Genomic DNA, 17,051 nt, shown 5'->3' on the forward strand with positions numbered 1-17,051 from the left:
GCAGTTCCAGGGCCACTGGCCGAACGGACAAGGCCGCTGCCGGCTGCGCGAGGCGTGGTGCGCCGTGAGTTGCCCGGACAGGAAGCAGGTACGGGAGATACAGACGAAAAAAAACCGCGCAACGCATGCGCGGTTTTTTTCGAATTCTGGTCGGGGTGAGAGGATTCGAACCTCCGGCCTCTACGTCCCGAACGTAGCGCTCTACCAGGCTAAGCTACACCCCGAATTGACTGCTGGACTCCACAACCCGCTTTGTCTTTTTCAAGACTGACGCGTCGTCGAGTAAGAACATAATTCTAGCAGGCTATCTTTGTAAATGGAAGGGGGGAACGCTGAAATCGCATCGGCGGCGGCCTGGGCCTCGGTGCGCGCGCATTGCAGCGTGTGCTCGAGCGCTCCCGAGCGCGTGATCGCCGCGAAGATTTCGTCGAAGCGCGTCGTGCCGCCTTGCTCGATCGCTTCGCGTGCGAGCGCGGCTTCCGCCGCTGTGCCGTGTTCGATCAGCCAGATGAGCGGCAGCGTGGGCTTGCCTTCGCGCAGGTCGTCGCCGGCGTTCTTGCCCATCGATTCGGGCGTGCCCGTGTAGTCGAGCCAGTCGTCCATGATCTGGAATGCGGTGCCGATGCGCCTCCCGTACTCGGCCGCGGCTTCCTCGGTGCGTGCATCCGCCCCCGAAAGCACCGCACCGAGTTGCGCCGCGGCTTCGAAAAGCTTGGCGGTCTTGTAGCGGATCACCCGCATGTAGCGGTCGGTGTCCACGTCGGCGTCGTGCATGTTCAGGAGCTGCAGGACTTCACCCTCGGAAATGATCGTCGTGGCGGCGGACAGGATTTCCATCACGCGCATCTTGCCGACGCCCACCATCATCTCGAACGAGCGCGAATACAGGTAATCGCCCACCAGTACGCTGGCGGCGTTGCCGAAGAGGGCATTGGCTGTCTGGCGGCCGCGCCGCAGGTCCGATTCGTCGACGACGTCGTCGTGCAGGAGGGTCGCCGTGTGAATGAACTCGACGACCGCCGCGAGCACATGGCGCTGCGTGCCGTGGTCGCCAAGCGCGCCGGCCACCATCAGCAGGAGAGCCGGACGCAGCCGCTTGCCGCCCGCGCCGATGATGTACTCGGAGATCTGGTTGATCAGCATCACCTCGGACGCCAGGCTCTGCCGGATGACACGATTCACCTGCTCCATGTCACTGGCGATGGGGGCAAGCAGGGTCGCTGCGCTGGGGGATGGGGTGGCGGTGGACGACATGATGGCAAATAGGGGTAGTGCCGCGGATTATAAGGCGAATCGACTGCATGCCGGACGCTCCGCTGCTGCCGTGCCGATGGTTCCCTCTATTTTCTCGCGGCCCGCACGGGCGCATGGATGCTGGCGCTATGCCGTGCGCATAGCCCTGGAGCCCGTCCGACAGGCTCCCTATCCCTCGCGCGCACCCGCGCAATGGTCTTGCACACCTTTTGACCGCGCAGCTAACTCTATGTATAATCTAAGGTTTCGGGCGCGCAGTGTGTCCCGAAATTATTGAAGAGTGAGGTTCTCAATGTACGCGGTCATAAAAACCGGCGGCAAGCAGTACAAGGTTGCCGTTGGCGAAAAACTTAAAGTAGAACAGATACCGGCTGACATTGACGCAGAAATCACGCTCGACCAGGTTCTCGCAGTGGGCGAAGGCGAATCGATTAAGTTCGGTACGCCGCTGGTGAGTGGGGCTTCCGTCAAGGCCACCGTTGTGTCGCAAGGTCGGCACGCCAAAGTGACCATCTTCAAGATGCGTCGCCGGAAGCACTACCAGAAGCATGGCGGCCACCGCCAGAACTACACCGAACTGCGCATCGACGCGATCAACGCGTAAGCGCACGCAGGTAAAGGAGCAAACAAATGGCACACAAAAAGGCAGGCGGGTCGTCACGTAACGGCCGCGACTCAGAGTCGAAACGACTTGGCGTGAAGGTGTACGGCGGCCAGGCCATCCTCGCCGGCGGCATCATCGTTCGCCAGCGCGGCACGCGCATGCACCCGGGCAACAACGTCGGCATCGGCAAGGACCACACGCTCTACGCGCTGGTCGACGGTCATGTCTCGTTCACGACCAAGGGCGCAGCCAACAAGCACACGGTCAACGTCGTCCCGGCAGCGGCCTGAGCTTTAGACCGCTCGAGAGCGGGCTACACGCGACGCAAGGAAAGGCCCCGCGAAGTTTGCGGGGCCTTTTTATTTACCCGCAATCTTTCGGGGTCGTAACAGGCTTCGATTTGACTTCGCGGGCGTCGTTGGCCGTTCGGCCAGGTTGGCCAGTTTCGGCCATGGCGGGCAAAATATCGACATTCACGGGACGGAGTAACTCATGAAGTTCATTGACGAAGCGAAGATCGAAGTCATCGCCGGCGATGGGGGCGATGGCAGCGCGTCGATGCGACGCGAGAAGTTCGTCCCGTTCGGCGGGCCGGACGGCGGTGACGGCGGGCGCGGCGGCAGCGTCTACGCAGTCGGGGACCGCAACATCAACACCCTCATCGATTACCGCTACACGAAGAAGCATCAGGCGCGCAACGGCGAGAATGGCCGCGGCTCCGACTGCTACGGCAAGGGCGGCGACGACATCACGCTGCGCATGCCGGTGGGCACGGTCATCACCGACCTGGAAACGGGCGAACTGATCGCCGACCTGACCGAGCACGAGCAGCAGGTGATGGTTGCGAAGGGCGGCGCGGGCGGCCTCGGCAACCTGCATTTCAAGTCGTCCACGAACCGCGCGCCGCGTCAGAAGACCGACGGCAAGCCCGGCGAGCGCCGCATGCTCAAGCTGGAGCTGAAGGTGCTGGCCGACGTCGGCCTGCTCGGCATGCCGAACGCGGGCAAGTCCACGTTCATCGCCTCAGTCTCGAACGCGAAGCCCAAGATTGCCGACTACCCGTTCACGACGCTTGCGCCGAATCTGGGCGTGGTGCGCGTGGGGCCGAGCAAGAGCTTCGTGATCGCCGATATTCCGGGCCTGATCGAAGGCGCCGCCGAAGGCGCGGGCCTCGGTCACCAGTTCCTGCGCCACCTGCAGCGCACGAATTTGCTGCTGCATCTGGTCGACCTTGCACCCTTCGACGAAAGCGTCGATCCGGTTGCCGAGGCGAAGGCGATCGTCGGCGAGTTGCGCAAGTACGACGAGACGCTCTATGAAAAGCCGCGCTGGCTCGTGCTGAACAAGCTCGACATGGTGCCGGAGGAAGAGCGCGCCGGGCGCATTGCCGACTTTGTGAAGCGCTTCGAGTGGGACGGTCCCGTGTTCGAGATTTCCGCGCTCACAGGGCAGGGCTGCGAAAACCTGTGCTACGCGGTGTACGACTACGTTTCCGCGCACTCGGACGCGCGCCGTGCGGCCGAAGCCGAAGACCTCGCCTCCGACGTGCGCTTCCGCGAAGGGCAGGGCGGGAACGCGCAGCAGCCACAGGAGTAATTCGCCGCACCGGCCGGCACGCGAGCCGCGCAGGCCGCGCTAAGGAAACTTCACGCGTCATCAGTCATTTGGGAGACCGCGCAGCATGCGTTCCGTCATCGCCGATTCGCGGCGTCTGGTAGTGAAAGTCGGTTCGAGCCTCGTCACCAACGACGGCCGCGGGCTCGATCATGCGGCAATCGGCCGCTGGGCCGCGCAAATTGCGGCGCTGCGTGCGCAGGGCAAGGAAGTCGTGCTCGTGAGTTCGGGCGCGATCGCCGAAGGCATGCAACGGCTCGGCTGGACGAAGCGGCCGCGCGAGATCGACGAGCTTCAGGCTGCCGCGGCTGTCGGGCAGATGGGGCTCGCGCAGGTCTACGAAAGCCGCTTTGCCGAGCATGACATCCGCACTGCGCAGATCCTGCTCACGCACGCCGACCTGGCCGACCGCGAACGCTATCTCAACGCGCGCTCCACGTTGCTCACGCTGCTGCGCCTCGGCGTCGTGCCGATCATCAACGAGAACGACACCGTGGTCACCGACGAAATCAAGTTCGGCGACAACGACACGCTCGGCGCGCTCGTCGCGAACCTGATCGAAGGCGACGCGCTCATCATCCTCACCGACCAGAGCGGCCTTTATACGGCCGATCCGCGCAAGGACCCGAGCGCAACGCTTGTCCAGGAGGCGGACGCAGGCAAGCCGGAGCTCGAGGCAATGGCGGGCGGCGCCGGCTCGAGCATCGGTCGCGGCGGCATGCTCACCAAGATCCTCGCGGCCAAGCGCGCCGCGCATAGCGGCGCGAACACGGTGATCGCGAGCGGGCGTGAAGCGCAAGTGCTCGTGCGCCTCGCGGCGGGCGAGGCGATCGGCACGCAGCTCATCGCTCGCACGGCGCGCATGGCGGCGCGCAAGCAGTGGATGGCCGACCACCTGCAGGTGCGCGGCCACGTCGTGATCGACGACGGCGCGGTGCAGAAGCTCACGGCGGACGGCAAGAGCCTGCTGCCGATCGGCGTGACCGGCGTGCAGGGCGCGTTCGCACGCGGTGAAGTCATCGCTTGCCTGAACGGCGCGGGTGTGGAAGTGGCGCGCGGGCTCACCAACTACAGCAGCGCGGAAACGAAGCTGATCCAGCGCCATCCGAGCGGCGAGATCGAGGGCATCCTGGGCTATATGCTCGAGCCGGAACTGATCCACCGGGACAATCTCGTGCTGGTTTGACGGCCGTTTCCAGCCAGCCGCGCTTCGCCAGAAGTTAAAAAGCCGCTGTGGCCTGTGGCCACAGCGGCTTTTTTCATGCCCACCCCAGCACGACTGGCACGGCTTAACGTACCAGCGTCGACTGCGTGCGGCCGTAGCGCAGATTTTCGATGATGGTCGGCGCCTTCGCGATCGGCATCTTGTTGGCGCAGAAGTAGTCCTGATACAGCCTCGACTGGTACGCATTGAGCGTGCCGTTCTCGATGCGCGACCAGTTGTTCGCGACGGTCTGGTCCCAGCCGTTGTGATCGGCGTCGAGGCTCGCATAGAGGCGCCACTCGTAAGTGTCGCAGCGAATCCCTTCGTAGTTCACGTTGCGCGCGCCGCTCGGGCTCGTGATGACGATCGTGTAGCGCACGACGCCGTCCGTGCCGACCGTGACCGAAGCAGGATCGACGGCGAACTTGAGCGGCGAATTGTTCGAGACGTCGAACGGCAGCAGCGTCGCGCCGGCCTGCGGCAGCGGCGGCAGGCCCTCGAGCTTGTTTTCCTGCCATTCGCCCTTGCGGTCCAGAAGGTAGACAAACGTGCTGTCGTCCTTGTTCGTGGGACCGGAACTGGAGCACGCGGCCAGTCCTGACACAAGCAGTACACCGCCTGCGGCGCATGCCGCAGCAAGAGCAAATCGTTTCAAATTGGTTTTCCTCGAAGCACGGGCGCGCGTTGCGAACGAACTGCGCCGCGAATGCGAACCGGCGGGGCCCGGCGCGCGATGCGCCGGGCCCCGCCGGTTCGGGCGTTCTTTGCGTTGGCTCAAGCCCCTTGATCCTGCTCGTCCTGCGCAGGCTCGATGATACTCTGCGCCGACGCGCAATCGCTTTCGATCGGCGTACGCGGCGTACGTTCGGGTGCGCCCTCCGGCGCGGCCTCATACGGCTCGGCGTGCACCGCGTCCGCGTGCGCCGACGTCACGATGCGCGGGTAGCGCACCTCGTGAGCCTGTACGCCCAGGCGTTCCTGGCGCGGCGCGGGCCGGCGCAGGAAGCGCGAGAGCTCGGTCAGCGCAAGCTGATAGACGTCGCGCTTGAACTCGATGACCGCTTCGAGCGGCACCCAGTATTCATTCCAGCGCCACGCATCGAACTCCGGATGCTCCGTTGCCCGCAGGCAGATATCGCAGTCGCGCCCGACCATGCGCAGCAGAAACCAGATCTGTTTCTGGCCGCGATAATGGCCGCGCACTTCGCGCTTGATGAACTTGTCCGGCACCTCATAACGCAACCAGTCGCGTGTGCGACCGACGATCTTGACGTGCTCCGGATGCAAACCGGTTTCTTCGTGCAACTCCCGAAACATTGCCTGCATGGGGGTTTCACCATACTTGATGCCCCCTTGCGGAAACTGCCAGGAATGTTCGCGAACCCGCTTGCCCCAAAACACCTCGTTTCGCGCGTTCAAGAGGATGATGCCGACGTTCGGGCGAAACCCCTCACGATCCAGCATACAACCACCTTCGAATCCTTTAAAATTGCTTTGATTATAAACAGATAACGGCCCTCACGCACCCGCCGTCCGTGACCCGCCATCCGGAAAGTCGAGCGAATGGCCACGGCCGCGCAAAACAGCCTCGGGGCGCGATCGGCCTGGAATCTGGCCGGCGTTATCGGCGCGGCTCGCGGCGCGTTGTCATAATGGCGAGTTCGTGAACTCCTCCGTTGGTCACTTCTTCGGGCGGTCTGCACCGGGCCGCCGCTTTTGGATAATTTGAATGAAAGCCTCCCGTTTCTTTATCGGCACCCTGAAGGAAGCGCCCGCTGACGCGGAAATCGTCAGCCACAAGCTGATGGTTCGCGCGGGCATGATCCGTCGCGTCGCCGGCGGCATTTACAACTATCTGCCGATCGGCCTGCGTTCGATCCGCAAGGTCGAGCAGATCGTGCGCGAGGAAATGAACCGCGCCGGCGCCATCGAACTGCTCATGCCGGCCGTGCAGCCGGCCGAGCTGTGGCAGGAATCGGGTCGCTGGGAACAATACGGGCCGGAACTGCTGCGCTTCAAGGATCGCAAGCAGAGTGACTTCGTGATGGGCCCGACGCACGAAGAGGTCGTCACCGACATCGCGCGTGGCCAGATCAAGAGCTATCGGCAGCTGCCGGTGAACTTCTATCAGGTGCAGACGAAGTTCCGCGACGAAATCCGTCCCCGTTTTGGCGTGATGCGCGGGCGCGAATTCATCATGAAGGATGCGTACTCGTTCGATAAGGACGTCGAAGGGCTCAAGCTTTCGTACCAGAAGATGTACGACGCTTACGTGCGCATCTTCACGCGTCTTGGCCTGCAATTCCGTGCAGTCGCGGCCGACAACGGCTCGATCGGCGGCAGCGGCTCGCACGAATTCCACGTGATCGCGGAAACGGGCGAAGACGACATCGCCTATTGCCCGACCTCGGACTTCGCGGCCAACGTCGAAGCCGCCGAAGCGCTGCCGCTCATCGCGCAGCGCGGCGCACCCACCCAGGCGCTCACGAAGACGCCCACGCCCGGCGCGGCCAAGTGCGAGGCAGTCGCCGAGCTGCTCGGCATCCCGCTCGAAAGCACCATCAAGTCGATCATCCTCGCGACGGACAACGAAGGCGCCGAGCCCACGATCTGGCTGCTGATGCTGCGCGGCGACCACGACCTGAACGAGATCAAGGCCGGCAAGCTCGAAGGCCTGAGCGGCTTTCGCTTCGCGACCGAAGCGGAAATCGTCGAGTGGTTCGGTACGCCCCCGGGCTACCTCGGACCGCTGAACACGAAGAAGCCGGTCAGGGTGATCGCCGATCGCACGGTCGCGAACATGAGCGATTTCGTGGTGGGCACGAACGAAGTCGATTTCCACACCACGGGCGTGAACTGGGGCCGCGACCTGCCGGAGCCGGTCGTCGCCGACATCCGCAACGTGAAGAAGGGCGATCCCTCGCCGGACGGCAAGGGCGTGATCGACATCTGCCGCGGCATCGAAGTGGGCCACGTGTTCCAGCTCGGCACGAAGTATTCGGAAGCGATGAACGCCACGTTCCTCGCCGAAAACGGCAAGCCCGCGCCGATGCAGATGGGCTGCTACGGCATTGGCATCACGCGTATTCTCGGTGCAGCCATCGAGCAGAACTTCGACGAGAAGGGCATCATCTGGCCTGAGTCGATCGCGCCGTTCCAGGTTGTCGTGTGCCCGATGGGCATGGACCGCAGCGAGCTCGTGCGCGAGCACGCCGAGCGCGTCTACGACGAACTGCTCGAAGCGGGCGTGGACGTGATCCTCGACGACCGCGGCGAGCGCCCGGGCGTGATGTTCGCCGACTGGGAACTGATCGGCGTGCCGCATCGTCTCGTGATCGGCGAGCGCGGCCTGAAGGACGGCAAGATCGAGTACCAGGGCCGCCGCGATACCGAAGCGACGCTGCTCGCAGCCGACGAGGCCGCGCAGACGGTGGCGCAGAAGGTCCGCGCGGCGCTCGCGGTTTAACGGTCCATCCCGGTTAAAGGAGCGCTGCGAGCGTGCAGTACAGTTTTCTGTCCGCTACGGTCCTGCTGCTCCTCATCACCGACCCGCTCGGTAATATTCCGCTCTTCATCAGTTGCCTGCGCGGCGTTGCCAAGCAGCGCCGCGCGATCGTGATCCTGCGCGAGGTCGCGATTGCGTTCGTGATCCTGCTCGTCTTCATGGTCGCCGGCAACAGCTTCCTGCGCATGATGGGGCTCACCGATACCTCGCTGCGCATCGGCGGCGGCATCGTGCTGTTCCTCATTGCGCTGCGCATGATCTTTCCGCATCCGGGCGGCCCGTTCGGCGGCGGCGACAAGGGCGGCGAGCCGCTCATCGTGCCGCTCGCCATTCCCGCGCTGGCGGGGCCTTCGGCGCTCGCCACGGTCATGCTGCTCACCTCGCAGGCACCCGGCAAACTCTACGAATGGGTCGCCGCGCTCGTCGTGACGATGGTGATCTGCGCGGTCGTGCTGGTGATGGCGGAACGCATCCAGCAGTGGCTCGGCGAGCGCGTCGTGACGGCCTTCGAGCGCCTGATGGGCCTCGTGCTCGTGGCGATATCGGTGGAAATGATCCTCGCGGGCATCGCCAACTTCGTGCATCACCTCTGATGCCGCGTAGAGCGGGCGTCGCAGGCAACAAAAAAGCAGCCCGCGGGCTGCTTTTTCGATGGTGCGTCAAAAGGCCGACGCGCGCTTCACGCGCCTTCGGTCAGCGCGCGGATAGTCGGCAGATTGCGCCAGTAACCCTTGGCGTCCATGCCGCAGCCAAACACGTAGCGGTCCGGCACCGAAAAGCCGCAGTAGTCGGGATACAGCGGCTTGGCCTTCGTGAGCGTCTTCTCGCACAGCACGGCCGAAAGGAAACGCTTCGCACCCATGTCCATGATGCGGTCGCGAATCGCCGCCATGGTCTCGCCTTCGTCGAGGATGTCGTCGAGCACGAGCACCACTCGGTCCTTGACCGACTCGCGCGGCGCCACGCGCCACTGCATCTCGGCGCTGCCCTTGATCGCGTTGCGGTAGCGCGTGAGGTGGATGTAGTCGAACTCGAGCGGGAAGTCGAGGTGCGGCAGCAGCATGCCGGTGAACACGGCGGCGCCGCCCATCACCGAGAGCACGAGCGGGAAGTCCTCGCTGATCTCGGCGCGGATGGCTTCGGCCATCCGGCCGATCGACGCATTGACGTCGCCCTCCGAAACGATCTCTTCGGAGTGGCGGAAAATGTGCAGGGCTTCTTCGCGATTCATGACTCTGGCGGGAAGGTAGCGGTCGCTACTGAAGTGTGGAAAATTACGGCGGCGCGCGCTACAGCATAAACCCGCGCATTGGGTCCGTCGTGCGCCGCGTCGAGCGGGGCCGCCGCGCGGCCCGCAGGATCAACGCATGCCGGGCATCATGCCCTTCATGCCGCGCATCATCTTTTGCAGATTGCCGCCCTTGAGCTTCTTCATCATGGTGCGCATCTGCTCATACTGGTTGAGCATGCGGTTCACTTCCTGAACCTGCACGCCCGCGCCCGCCGCAATGCGGCGCTTGCGCGTGGCCTTGATGAGTTCGGGCTTGGCGCGCTCGGCGGGCGTCATCGAGTTGATGATGCCTTCCATGCGGCGCATCTGCTTCTCGGCCTGGCCCATGTCGGCACCCGAGGCCGCCTGCTGGAACTGCGCGGGCAGCTTGTCCATGAGCGACGACAGGCCGCCCATGCTCTTCATCTGCGTGAGTTGCGCGCGGAAGTCGTTGAGGTCGAAGTCGCCGCCCTTCTTGACCTTGTCGGCGAGCTTTTGCGCGGCTTGAACATCCACGCCGCGCTGCGCTTCCTCGACGAGCGCGAGAATGTCGCCCATGCCGAGAATACGGTTCGCCATGCGGTCCGGGTGGAACACCTCGAGGCCGTCGAGCTTTTCGGCAACGCCGACGAACTTGATCGGCTTGCCCGTGATGTGACGCACGGAAAGCGCCGCGCCGCCGCGCGAGTCGCCATCGAGCTTGGTGAGCACGACGCCGGTGAGCGGCAGGGCGTCGTTGAACGCCTTCGCGGTGTTGACCGCGTCCTGACCGAGCATCGCGTCCACCACGAAGAGCGTCTCAGCCGGCTTGAGCGACGCGTGCAGCGCGGTGATCTCGTTCATCATCGCCTCGTCGATACCGAGGCGGCCGGCTGTGTCGACGAGCAGCACGTCGTGATAGTGGCGCCTCGCCCAGTCGACCGCCGCGGCGGCGATCTCGACGGGCTTCTGGTCCGGCTGCGAGGGGAAGAAGTCGGCGCCGACCTGCTCCGTCACCGTCTTCAACTGCGCGATAGCGGCAGGGCGGTAGACGTCGCACGAAACGGTGAGGACCTTCTTCCTGTACTTCTCGCGCAGGAGCTTGGCGAGCTTGCCGGTGGTGGTGGTTTTACCGGCGCCCTGCAGACCCGCCATGAGGATGACGGCAGGCGGCGTGACGGCGAGATCGAGTTCGGCGGCCTTCCCCTCGTAGTCGCCGCCGATCACGGCGGTCAGCTCGCGCTGCACCACGCCGACGAGCGCCTGGCCCGGCGAGAGGCTTGCGATCACTTCCTCGCCGAGCGCCTTCTCCTTCACCTTGGCGATGAATTCGCGCACGACGGGCAGCGCCACGTCCGCTTCGAGCAGGGCGAGACGCACCTCGCGCAGCATTTCCTGCGTATTGGCTTCGGTCAGCCGGGCTTCGCCGCGCAGCGTCTTGACGACGCGCGCCATCCGTTGAGTGAGATTGTCGAGCATGGGGAGGCGGTGAGCAGTGCGGCCCGGCCCGCGCGCGCAAAAACGGGAATGCGCCGCGTTTCGCCGCGCTTCTGTGTGTTTGCCGCGCGGCCAGGGGGCCTATAGTAAACTTCGAACATGGATATTGTACTGTATGCCCTCACCGTGCTCCTGTACGGCGGATTGTGTGCCGCCGACTGGCGCGCGCTGCGCCGCGCGGGCACCGCGCCGCTGCTCGGCAGCGTGCCGCCCGTTCCGGTGACGCTCGGCGCAGGGGCGGGCTTGGGTGGCGACGCCTTGCGCGCGCGGACCTTCGGCCCGCTTTCCCGCGCGCTGCTCTTCGTCGCGCTCGCCGCGCACGGCGTGCTGCTGCACATGACGATCTTCCCCGCCAATGAAATGGTGTTCGGCTTTGCCTTCGCGTTGTCGGCCATGTTCTGGCTCGGTGCGGGCATCTACTGGATCGAGAGCTTTTTCTTTGCGCTCGACGGCCTGCGTCTCCTGCTGCTGCCGTTGGCGGCCGTCGCGTCGATCCTGCCGCTCGTGTTCGGCGGCGTGCGGGTGCTGCCCTACGCGGCCGCGCCGATGTTCAAGCTGCACTTCGTCATCGCGAACGTCGCCTATGGGCTCTTTGCGATCGCCGCGTTGCATGCGGTGCTGATGCTCGCCGTCGAGCGCCGGCTGCATGCCCTGAAGGGCGCCGGCTTCCAGCGCAACGCGAGCAATCGCGGCGGCGGCTGGCTCTCGAACTGGATCGAGACGTTGCCGCCCCTCCTCACGATGGAAAAGCTGCTGTTCCGCCTGATCGGCGCGGGCTTCGTGCTGCTCACGGCCACGCTCGTCTCGGGCATCGTGTTCAGCGAGCAGTTGATCGACCGGCCGCTCTCGCTCGATCACAAGACCGTCTTCGCGATTCTTTCGTGGCTGATGTTCGGCGCGCTGCTTACCGCGCGCAAGATTTCCGGCTGGCGCGGCCGCGCTGCGTTACGCTGGGTGATCGCATCGTTCATCGCCTTGCTGCTCGCTTACGTGGGCAGCCGGTTCGTCTTCGAGGTGCTGCTGCACCGCCCTGTGGTTTGAGTCGTTTGAGTCGCGTATTCCGATGAGACAGATTTTTCTCCTCGTGCTGCTGTTCGTGGTCGGGCAGTGGTTCGTCAAGGCGCTGCGCCGTGCGCAGACGCAGTCGCGGCCCGGTGCCCAACCGGGGCAAGGCGCACAGCCGGGACAAGGCGCACAGCCGGGGCAGGGCGCCGCACGCAACGCCGATGGCGGTGCGAACGGCAAGGCTGCGCTGCCCGAGCCGATGGTCCGCTGCGCCGAGTGCGGCGTGCATGCGCCGCGCAGCGAATCGGTGAATGTCGGTGCGCGCTCGTTCTGCAGTTCCGAGCACGCGCGTGCCTACGACGCGCGCACCACGGCCCAGGATCGCCCCGCACGATGAGCGCTGCTGCATCGCCAGGTTTGCCAGTGTCGCGCGCGTACGAAGTCGACGCGCAGGGCTGGGTGTCCGGCGCGCGCCGCCTGCCTTCGCCTAACTTCGAGGCCCGCCCGCAAGGCGCCGTGCCGACGCTCATCGTCGTCCACAACATCAGCCTGCCGCCCAACGTTTTCGGCGGGCCAGAGATCGCCGATCTTTTTCTCAACCGCCTCGACTGCGACGCGCATCCGTACTTCGACGCCAACCTGCGCGGCGTGCGCGTCTCGGCGCATTTCGTCATTCATCGCGACGGCGCGCTCGAGCAGTTCGTCTCATGCGACGAGCGCGCGTGGCACGCGGGCGCGTCGAGCTTCTTCGGGCGCGAGCGCTGCAACGATTTCGCCATCGGCATCGAGCTGGAAGGCAGCGACACGACGGCCTTCGAGGCGCCGCAGTACGCCACGCTCGCCGCGCTCGTGAAGGCGCTCGTCGCGCACTATCCGATCGAGGCGCTGGCCGGCCATTCGGACATCGCGCCCGGGCGCAAGACCGACCCCGGCCCGCACTTCGACTGGGCGCGCCTCAAACACGATACGCAGCTCGCCGATGCGAGCTTCCCCTATATCCAGGGGCGCGGCGCGCAGAACGCGGCGTCGTGACACGCTCGAGCGCCTGCACAAACCCTCCCGGCTGCACAAGAAATAAGCACCTCTTGCGCGCAAACGCAGGGTCTTCGCGCGCGCCGCGCAGACCACTCGCAGGGGCATTCGCCGCCAGGCCCCGCGTGGCTTGCCTTGTGGCCTTGTCAAGATAGGACCAGCAAAAAAAAGCCGTTTGATCGTACTGTTTCTTCCACTATACTTGGTACCCGAAACAAGGCTTCACACCATATGTTGTGTTGTACCGCGGCGCCCCGCTTCACGAGCACGGCGCCGCGCGCGTTACCGGCATAGAAAAAACAGAAACTTTGTACGGTGCCGTCGGCCGAGAGAACCGGCGCACCGGCTGTAATCGAGAGAGAAGGTACAGCCAATGATCGCGACATCCACGATGAAGACCGAAGCAGTCCGTGATTCATCTGCCTTGTCGCATCCGGCAGCCTCGCCAGGCTGGACTTTTTTCTCTGCCCGATCGATCGCGCACTCGGGGGCGCGGCGTCGGCGTCCGTACTAATCCGCGAACTCTCTTCGCACCTTTCCAGGACCCAGGAGCTTTGCACATGCAAACGACCGATAACGTCTCGACCCGGTATGAAGGCGCGCCTGCCGCGCACACGCTGGGTGGCCAACCGCAGGACGGCCAGACGAGCGCGCAGCAGTTCGCCGACCACAAGGTGATTCGCCGCAACGGTAGCGTGGTGTCGTTCGAACCTTCGAAAGTCGCGATCGCGATGACGAAGGCTTTCCTCGCCGTGAACGGCGGCCAGGGCGCGGCGTCGGCGCGCATTCGCGAGCTCGTCGAGCAGCTCACGCAGAACGTCGTGCGCGCACTCGTGCGCAGCCGTCCGAACGGCGGCACGTTCCACATCGAAGACATCCAGGATCAGGTCGAACTCGCGCTGATGCGCGGCGGCGAGCACAACGTCGCGCGCGCCTACGTGCTGTATCGCGAGAAGCGCAACCAGGAGCGCGCGCACGCGGTGGAGACGGCAGCGCCCGCGGCGCCCGGCATCAACGTCACGGACAACGGCGTGACGCGCCCGCTCGACATGCGTGCGCTGCGCGCGCTGATCGACTCGTCGTGCGACGGTCTCGGCGATGCGGTCAACGCCGAGCCGATCGTCGCGGAGACGGTGAAGAATCTGTACGACGGCGTGCCGATGAGCCAGGTCTACGACTCGGCCATCCTCGCTGCGCGCACGATGATCGAAAAGGACCCGGCGTATAGCCAGGTGACCTCGCGCATCCTGCTCCACACGATCCGTCGCGAAATTCTCGAAGAGGAAGTGACGCAAGCCGAAATGGCCGTGCGCTACGCCGACTACTTCCCGCAGTTCATCAAGCGCGGCGTGGAAGCGGGCCTGCTCGACGACAAGCTGCAGCAGTTCGACCTCAAGCGTCTCGGCAACGCGCTCGACGCGAACCGCGACCTGCAGTTCGGCTACCTCGGCCTGCAAACGCTCTACGACCGCTACTTCCTGCACGTGCACGGCACGCGCATCGAAATGCCTCAGGCATTCTTCATGCGCGTCGCGATGGGCCTCTCGCTCAACGAGATCGACCGCGAAGCGCGCGCGATCGAGTTCTACAACGTGCTCTCGTCGTTCGACTTCATGTCATCCACGCCCACGCTGTTCAATTCGGGCACGCACCGCTCGCAGCTCTCGTCGTGCTACCTCACGACGGTTGCCGACGACCTCGACGGCATCTACGAAGCGCTCAAGGACAACGCGCTGCTCTCGAAGTTCGCCGGCGGTCTGGGCAACGACTGGACGCGCGTGCGCGCGCTCGGTTCGCACATCAAGGGCACCAACGGCAAGTCGCAAGGCGTGGTTCCGTTCCTGAAGGTCGTGAACGACACGGCTGTGGCCGTGAACCAGGGCGGCAAGCGCAAGGGCGCGGTGTGCGCCTACCTGGAATCGTGGCACCTCGACATCGAAGAATTCCTCGAGCTGCGCAAGAACACGGGCGACGACCGCCGCCGCACCCACGACATGAACACGGCGAACTGGATTCCCGACCTGTTCATGAAGCGCGTGATGGAAGGCGGCGACTGGACGCTCTTCTCGCCCTCGACCTGCCCCGATCTGCACGACAAGTTCGGCGCCGAGTTCGAGCAGGCTTACACGGCTTACGAAGAGAAAGTCGCGCGCGGCGAGATCAAGCTGTTCAAGAAGCTGCCGGCCGCGCAACTGTGGCGCAAGATGCTCGGCATGCTGTTCGAAACGGGTCACCCGTGGATCACGTTCAAGGATCCGTGCAACATCCGCTCGCCGCAGCAGCACGTGGGCGTCGTCCACTCGTCGAACCTGTGCACGGAAATCACGCTGAACACGAGCGACAGCGAAATCGCCGTGTGTAACCTGGGCTCGGTGAACCTCGTCGCGCACATGGTGGAGCAGGCCGACGGCACGTACGCGCTCGACCACGACAAGCTCAAGCGCACCATCAGCGTGGCGATGCGCATGCTCGACAACGTCATCGACATCAACTACTACGCGGTGTCGAAGGCGCGCAACTCGAACCTGAAGCACCGTCCGGTGGGCATGGGCATCATGGGCTTCCAGGACTGCCTGCACGTTCTGCGCACGCCGTTTGCTTCGCAGGAAGCCGTGGAGTTCGCCGACCGCTCGATGGAAGCCGTCTGCTACTACGCGTACTGGGCGTCGACGGAGCTGGCAGCCGAGCGAGGGCGCTACTCGACCTACCGCGGCTCGCTGTGGGATCGCGGCATCCTCCCGCAGGACACGCTCAAGCTGCTCGCCGAAGCGCGCGGCGGCTACGTCGAAGTCGACTCGAGCGAGTCGATGGACTGGACGGCGCTGCGCGAGCGCATCGCGACGCACGGCATGCGCAATTCGAACTGCATCGCGATCGCGCCGACCGCGACCATCTCGAACATCATCGGCGTGTCGCCTTGCATCGAGCCGACGTTCCAGAACCTCTACGTGAAGTCGAACCTCTCGGGCGAATTCACGGTGGTGAACGACTACCTGGTGCGCGACCTGAAGGCGCGCGGCCTGTGGGACGAAGTCATGGTCGCCGACCTGAAGTACTTCGACGGCATGCTTTCGCGCATCGACCGCGTGCCGGCCGATCTACGCGCTGTGTATGCAACGGCGTTCGAAGTCGACCCGACGTGGCTCGTCGAAGCCGCATCGCGTCGTCAGAAGTGGATCGACCAGGCGCAGTCGCTGAACATCTTCATGGCGGGCGCGTCGGGCAAGAAGCTCGACGAGATCTACAAGCTCGCATGGGTGCGCGGTCTGAAGACCACGTACTACCTGCGCACGATGGCGGCGACGCACGTCGAGAAGTCGACGGTTGCGCATGGCGCGCTCAACGCCGTGCCGACGGGCGGCGAAGGTGGCGGCAATGCAGGCGGCGCATTCGGCGGCGCAACGGGCGGCGCGTTCGGCGGTGCAGCAGGGTCGACCACGATGCAGGCCGCCCCGCAAGCCGCGGTTGAAGCGGCGCCGGAAGCAGAGGGTCCGGTGTGCATGATGCGTCCGGGCGACCCCGGCTTCGAAGAGTGCGAGGCTTGCCAGTAAAGCTGGCTGCGCACGATGCGCGCGGTGCAACGCCGCTCGCATCGTGCGAGGACCGAAGCATCAGTAGTAAACAGTAGTCGAGGCAGTCGCAGCGGGATGTAACAACGAAAGAGGCGCGCGCAATGCGCGCCGACTCTCCCGGCAACTCGCACCACGCGCGTTGCCGTACGCGAAAGAGGCAACAGGAAGGAATCCCTGGAGTTTCTCGCAGGGACAAGACTTGAGGCCGCGCGAGCTTCCGGCGCCGCGCGCGGCAAGTAGTGAGCGGCGAGTGAGAACGCGCTCGCAGCGCGAGCGAAAAGCGCGCGGCGAACACCGTCTTTCACACACGCTCTCGATGTCGCGAAGACCTTCGAAGCACATCGCACATGCGAAGCGAGCACGACGCATCAGTGCTCTCTGCACAGTGCTCACGCGATGCAATCGACACAGAGCGACAACAAAGTGTTGTATCGAGGTCGCAACGCGAATCGAAAACAGGATTTTTCGTGTGCGAACCCTTTTATCGCCCACGAAAAGATGGTACAAACCGATCT

At 64.6% G+C, this 17,051-nt stretch carries 14 protein-coding genes, 1 tRNA gene and 1 pseudogene; 10 read left to right on the forward strand and 6 right to left on the reverse strand.

Annotated elements, in window-relative coordinates; translation table 11 throughout:
- Positions 1–147 precede the first annotated feature (147 nt).
- A tRNA-Pro gene (locus tag C7411_RS33250) sits at positions 148–224 on the reverse strand.
- Between the two features lie 37 nt (positions 225–261).
- Positions 262–1,254 carry a polyprenyl synthetase family protein gene (locus C7411_RS33255; RefSeq protein ID WP_110388356.1) on the reverse strand — a complete coding sequence of 331 codons (993 nt, stop codon included), beginning with the start codon at positions 1,252–1,254 and terminating at the stop codon, positions 262–264.
- Between the two features lie 292 nt (positions 1,255–1,546).
- On the opposite strand from C7411_RS33255, the gene rplU reads away from it, so the two are divergent.
- The 4 genes from rplU to proB all read left to right on the forward strand — a co-directional run bounded on the left by rplU (position 1,547) and on the right by proB (position 4,658).
- Entirely contained in the window at positions 1,547–1,858 is a 312-nt protein-coding gene (gene rplU, locus C7411_RS33260) for a 50S ribosomal protein L21 (RefSeq protein ID WP_007180329.1), read from the forward strand.
- A gap of 26 nt (positions 1,859–1,884) precedes the next feature.
- Positions 1,885–2,148: a 50S ribosomal protein L27 gene (rpmA, locus tag C7411_RS33265; protein WP_042270345.1), complete on the forward strand. Its 264-nt coding sequence runs from the start codon at positions 1,885–1,887 to the stop codon at positions 2,146–2,148.
- 202 nt (positions 2,149–2,350) lie between these two features.
- On the forward strand, positions 2,351–3,454 hold the full coding sequence (gene cgtA / locus C7411_RS33270; RefSeq protein WP_110388357.1) for an Obg family GTPase CgtA: 1,104 nt from the start codon (positions 2,351–2,353) through the stop codon (positions 3,452–3,454).
- 85 nt (positions 3,455–3,539) lie between these two features.
- A complete protein-coding gene (gene proB, locus C7411_RS33275) occupies positions 3,540–4,658 on the forward strand; it encodes a glutamate 5-kinase (RefSeq protein WP_042270350.1) in 1,119 nt (372 codons plus the stop codon).
- 103 nt (positions 4,659–4,761) lie between these two features.
- On the opposite strand, the gene C7411_RS33280 is transcribed toward proB, so the two are convergent.
- Together C7411_RS33280 and C7411_RS33285 are read right to left on the reverse strand one after the other, a co-directional pair.
- Positions 4,762–5,331, reverse strand: a complete 570-nt coding sequence (locus C7411_RS33280) for a CNP1-like family protein (protein WP_110388385.1) — start codon at positions 5,329–5,331, stop codon at positions 4,762–4,764.
- Between the two features lie 260 nt (positions 5,332–5,591).
- Positions 5,592–6,140: pseudogene (locus tag C7411_RS33285) on the reverse strand (RNA pyrophosphohydrolase); the annotation flags it as partial.
- A 265-nt stretch (positions 6,141–6,405) separates the two neighbouring features.
- Here C7411_RS33285 and C7411_RS33295 point away from each other — a divergent pair.
- Positions 6,406–8,142 (forward strand): proline--tRNA ligase, encoded by a 1,737-nt coding sequence (locus tag C7411_RS33295; RefSeq protein ID WP_110388360.1) that lies wholly within the window; start codon positions 6,406–6,408, stop codon positions 8,140–8,142.
- A gap of 32 nt (positions 8,143–8,174) precedes the next feature.
- Complete coding sequence (locus tag C7411_RS33300; RefSeq protein WP_110388361.1) at positions 8,175–8,774, forward strand: MarC family protein; 600 nt, start codon at positions 8,175–8,177, stop codon at positions 8,772–8,774.
- Between the two features lie 86 nt (positions 8,775–8,860).
- On the opposite strand, the gene C7411_RS33305 is transcribed toward C7411_RS33300, so the two are convergent.
- Positions 8,861–9,412, reverse strand: coding sequence for a hypoxanthine-guanine phosphoribosyltransferase (locus tag C7411_RS33305; protein WP_110388362.1), 552 nt, complete (start codon positions 9,410–9,412; stop codon positions 8,861–8,863).
- A 129-nt stretch (positions 9,413–9,541) separates the two neighbouring features.
- Entirely contained in the window at positions 9,542–10,909 is a 1,368-nt protein-coding gene (gene ffh / locus C7411_RS33310) for a signal recognition particle protein (RefSeq protein ID WP_110388363.1), read from the reverse strand.
- Positions 10,910–11,026: 117 nt separating this feature from the next.
- On the opposite strand from ffh, the gene C7411_RS33315 reads away from it, so the two are divergent.
- The 4 genes from C7411_RS33315 (at position 11,027) to C7411_RS33330 (ending at position 16,515) form a co-directional block, all read left to right on the forward strand.
- Positions 11,027–11,968, forward strand: coding sequence for a cytochrome C assembly family protein (locus C7411_RS33315; protein ID WP_110388364.1), 942 nt, complete (start codon positions 11,027–11,029; stop codon positions 11,966–11,968).
- A 22-nt stretch (positions 11,969–11,990) separates the two neighbouring features.
- Positions 11,991–12,329, forward strand: coding sequence for a PP0621 family protein (locus C7411_RS33320; RefSeq protein WP_110388365.1), 339 nt, complete (start codon positions 11,991–11,993; stop codon positions 12,327–12,329).
- Positions 12,326–12,964 carry a 1,6-anhydro-N-acetylmuramyl-L-alanine amidase AmpD gene (gene ampD, locus C7411_RS33325; RefSeq protein WP_110388366.1) on the forward strand — a complete coding sequence of 213 codons (639 nt, stop codon included), beginning with the start codon at positions 12,326–12,328 and terminating at the stop codon, positions 12,962–12,964. Before C7411_RS33320 ends, ampD begins: the two co-directional genes overlap by 4 nt.
- Before the next feature lie 560 nt (positions 12,965–13,524).
- Entirely contained in the window at positions 13,525–16,515 is a 2,991-nt protein-coding gene (locus C7411_RS33330) for a ribonucleoside-diphosphate reductase subunit alpha (RefSeq protein ID WP_110388367.1), read from the forward strand.
- Positions 16,516–17,051 lie beyond the last annotated feature (536 nt).

This window comes from Paraburkholderia silvatlantica (assembly GCF_003096715.1).
Classification (GTDB): Bacteria; Pseudomonadota; Gammaproteobacteria; order Burkholderiales; family Burkholderiaceae; genus Paraburkholderia; species Paraburkholderia silvatlantica.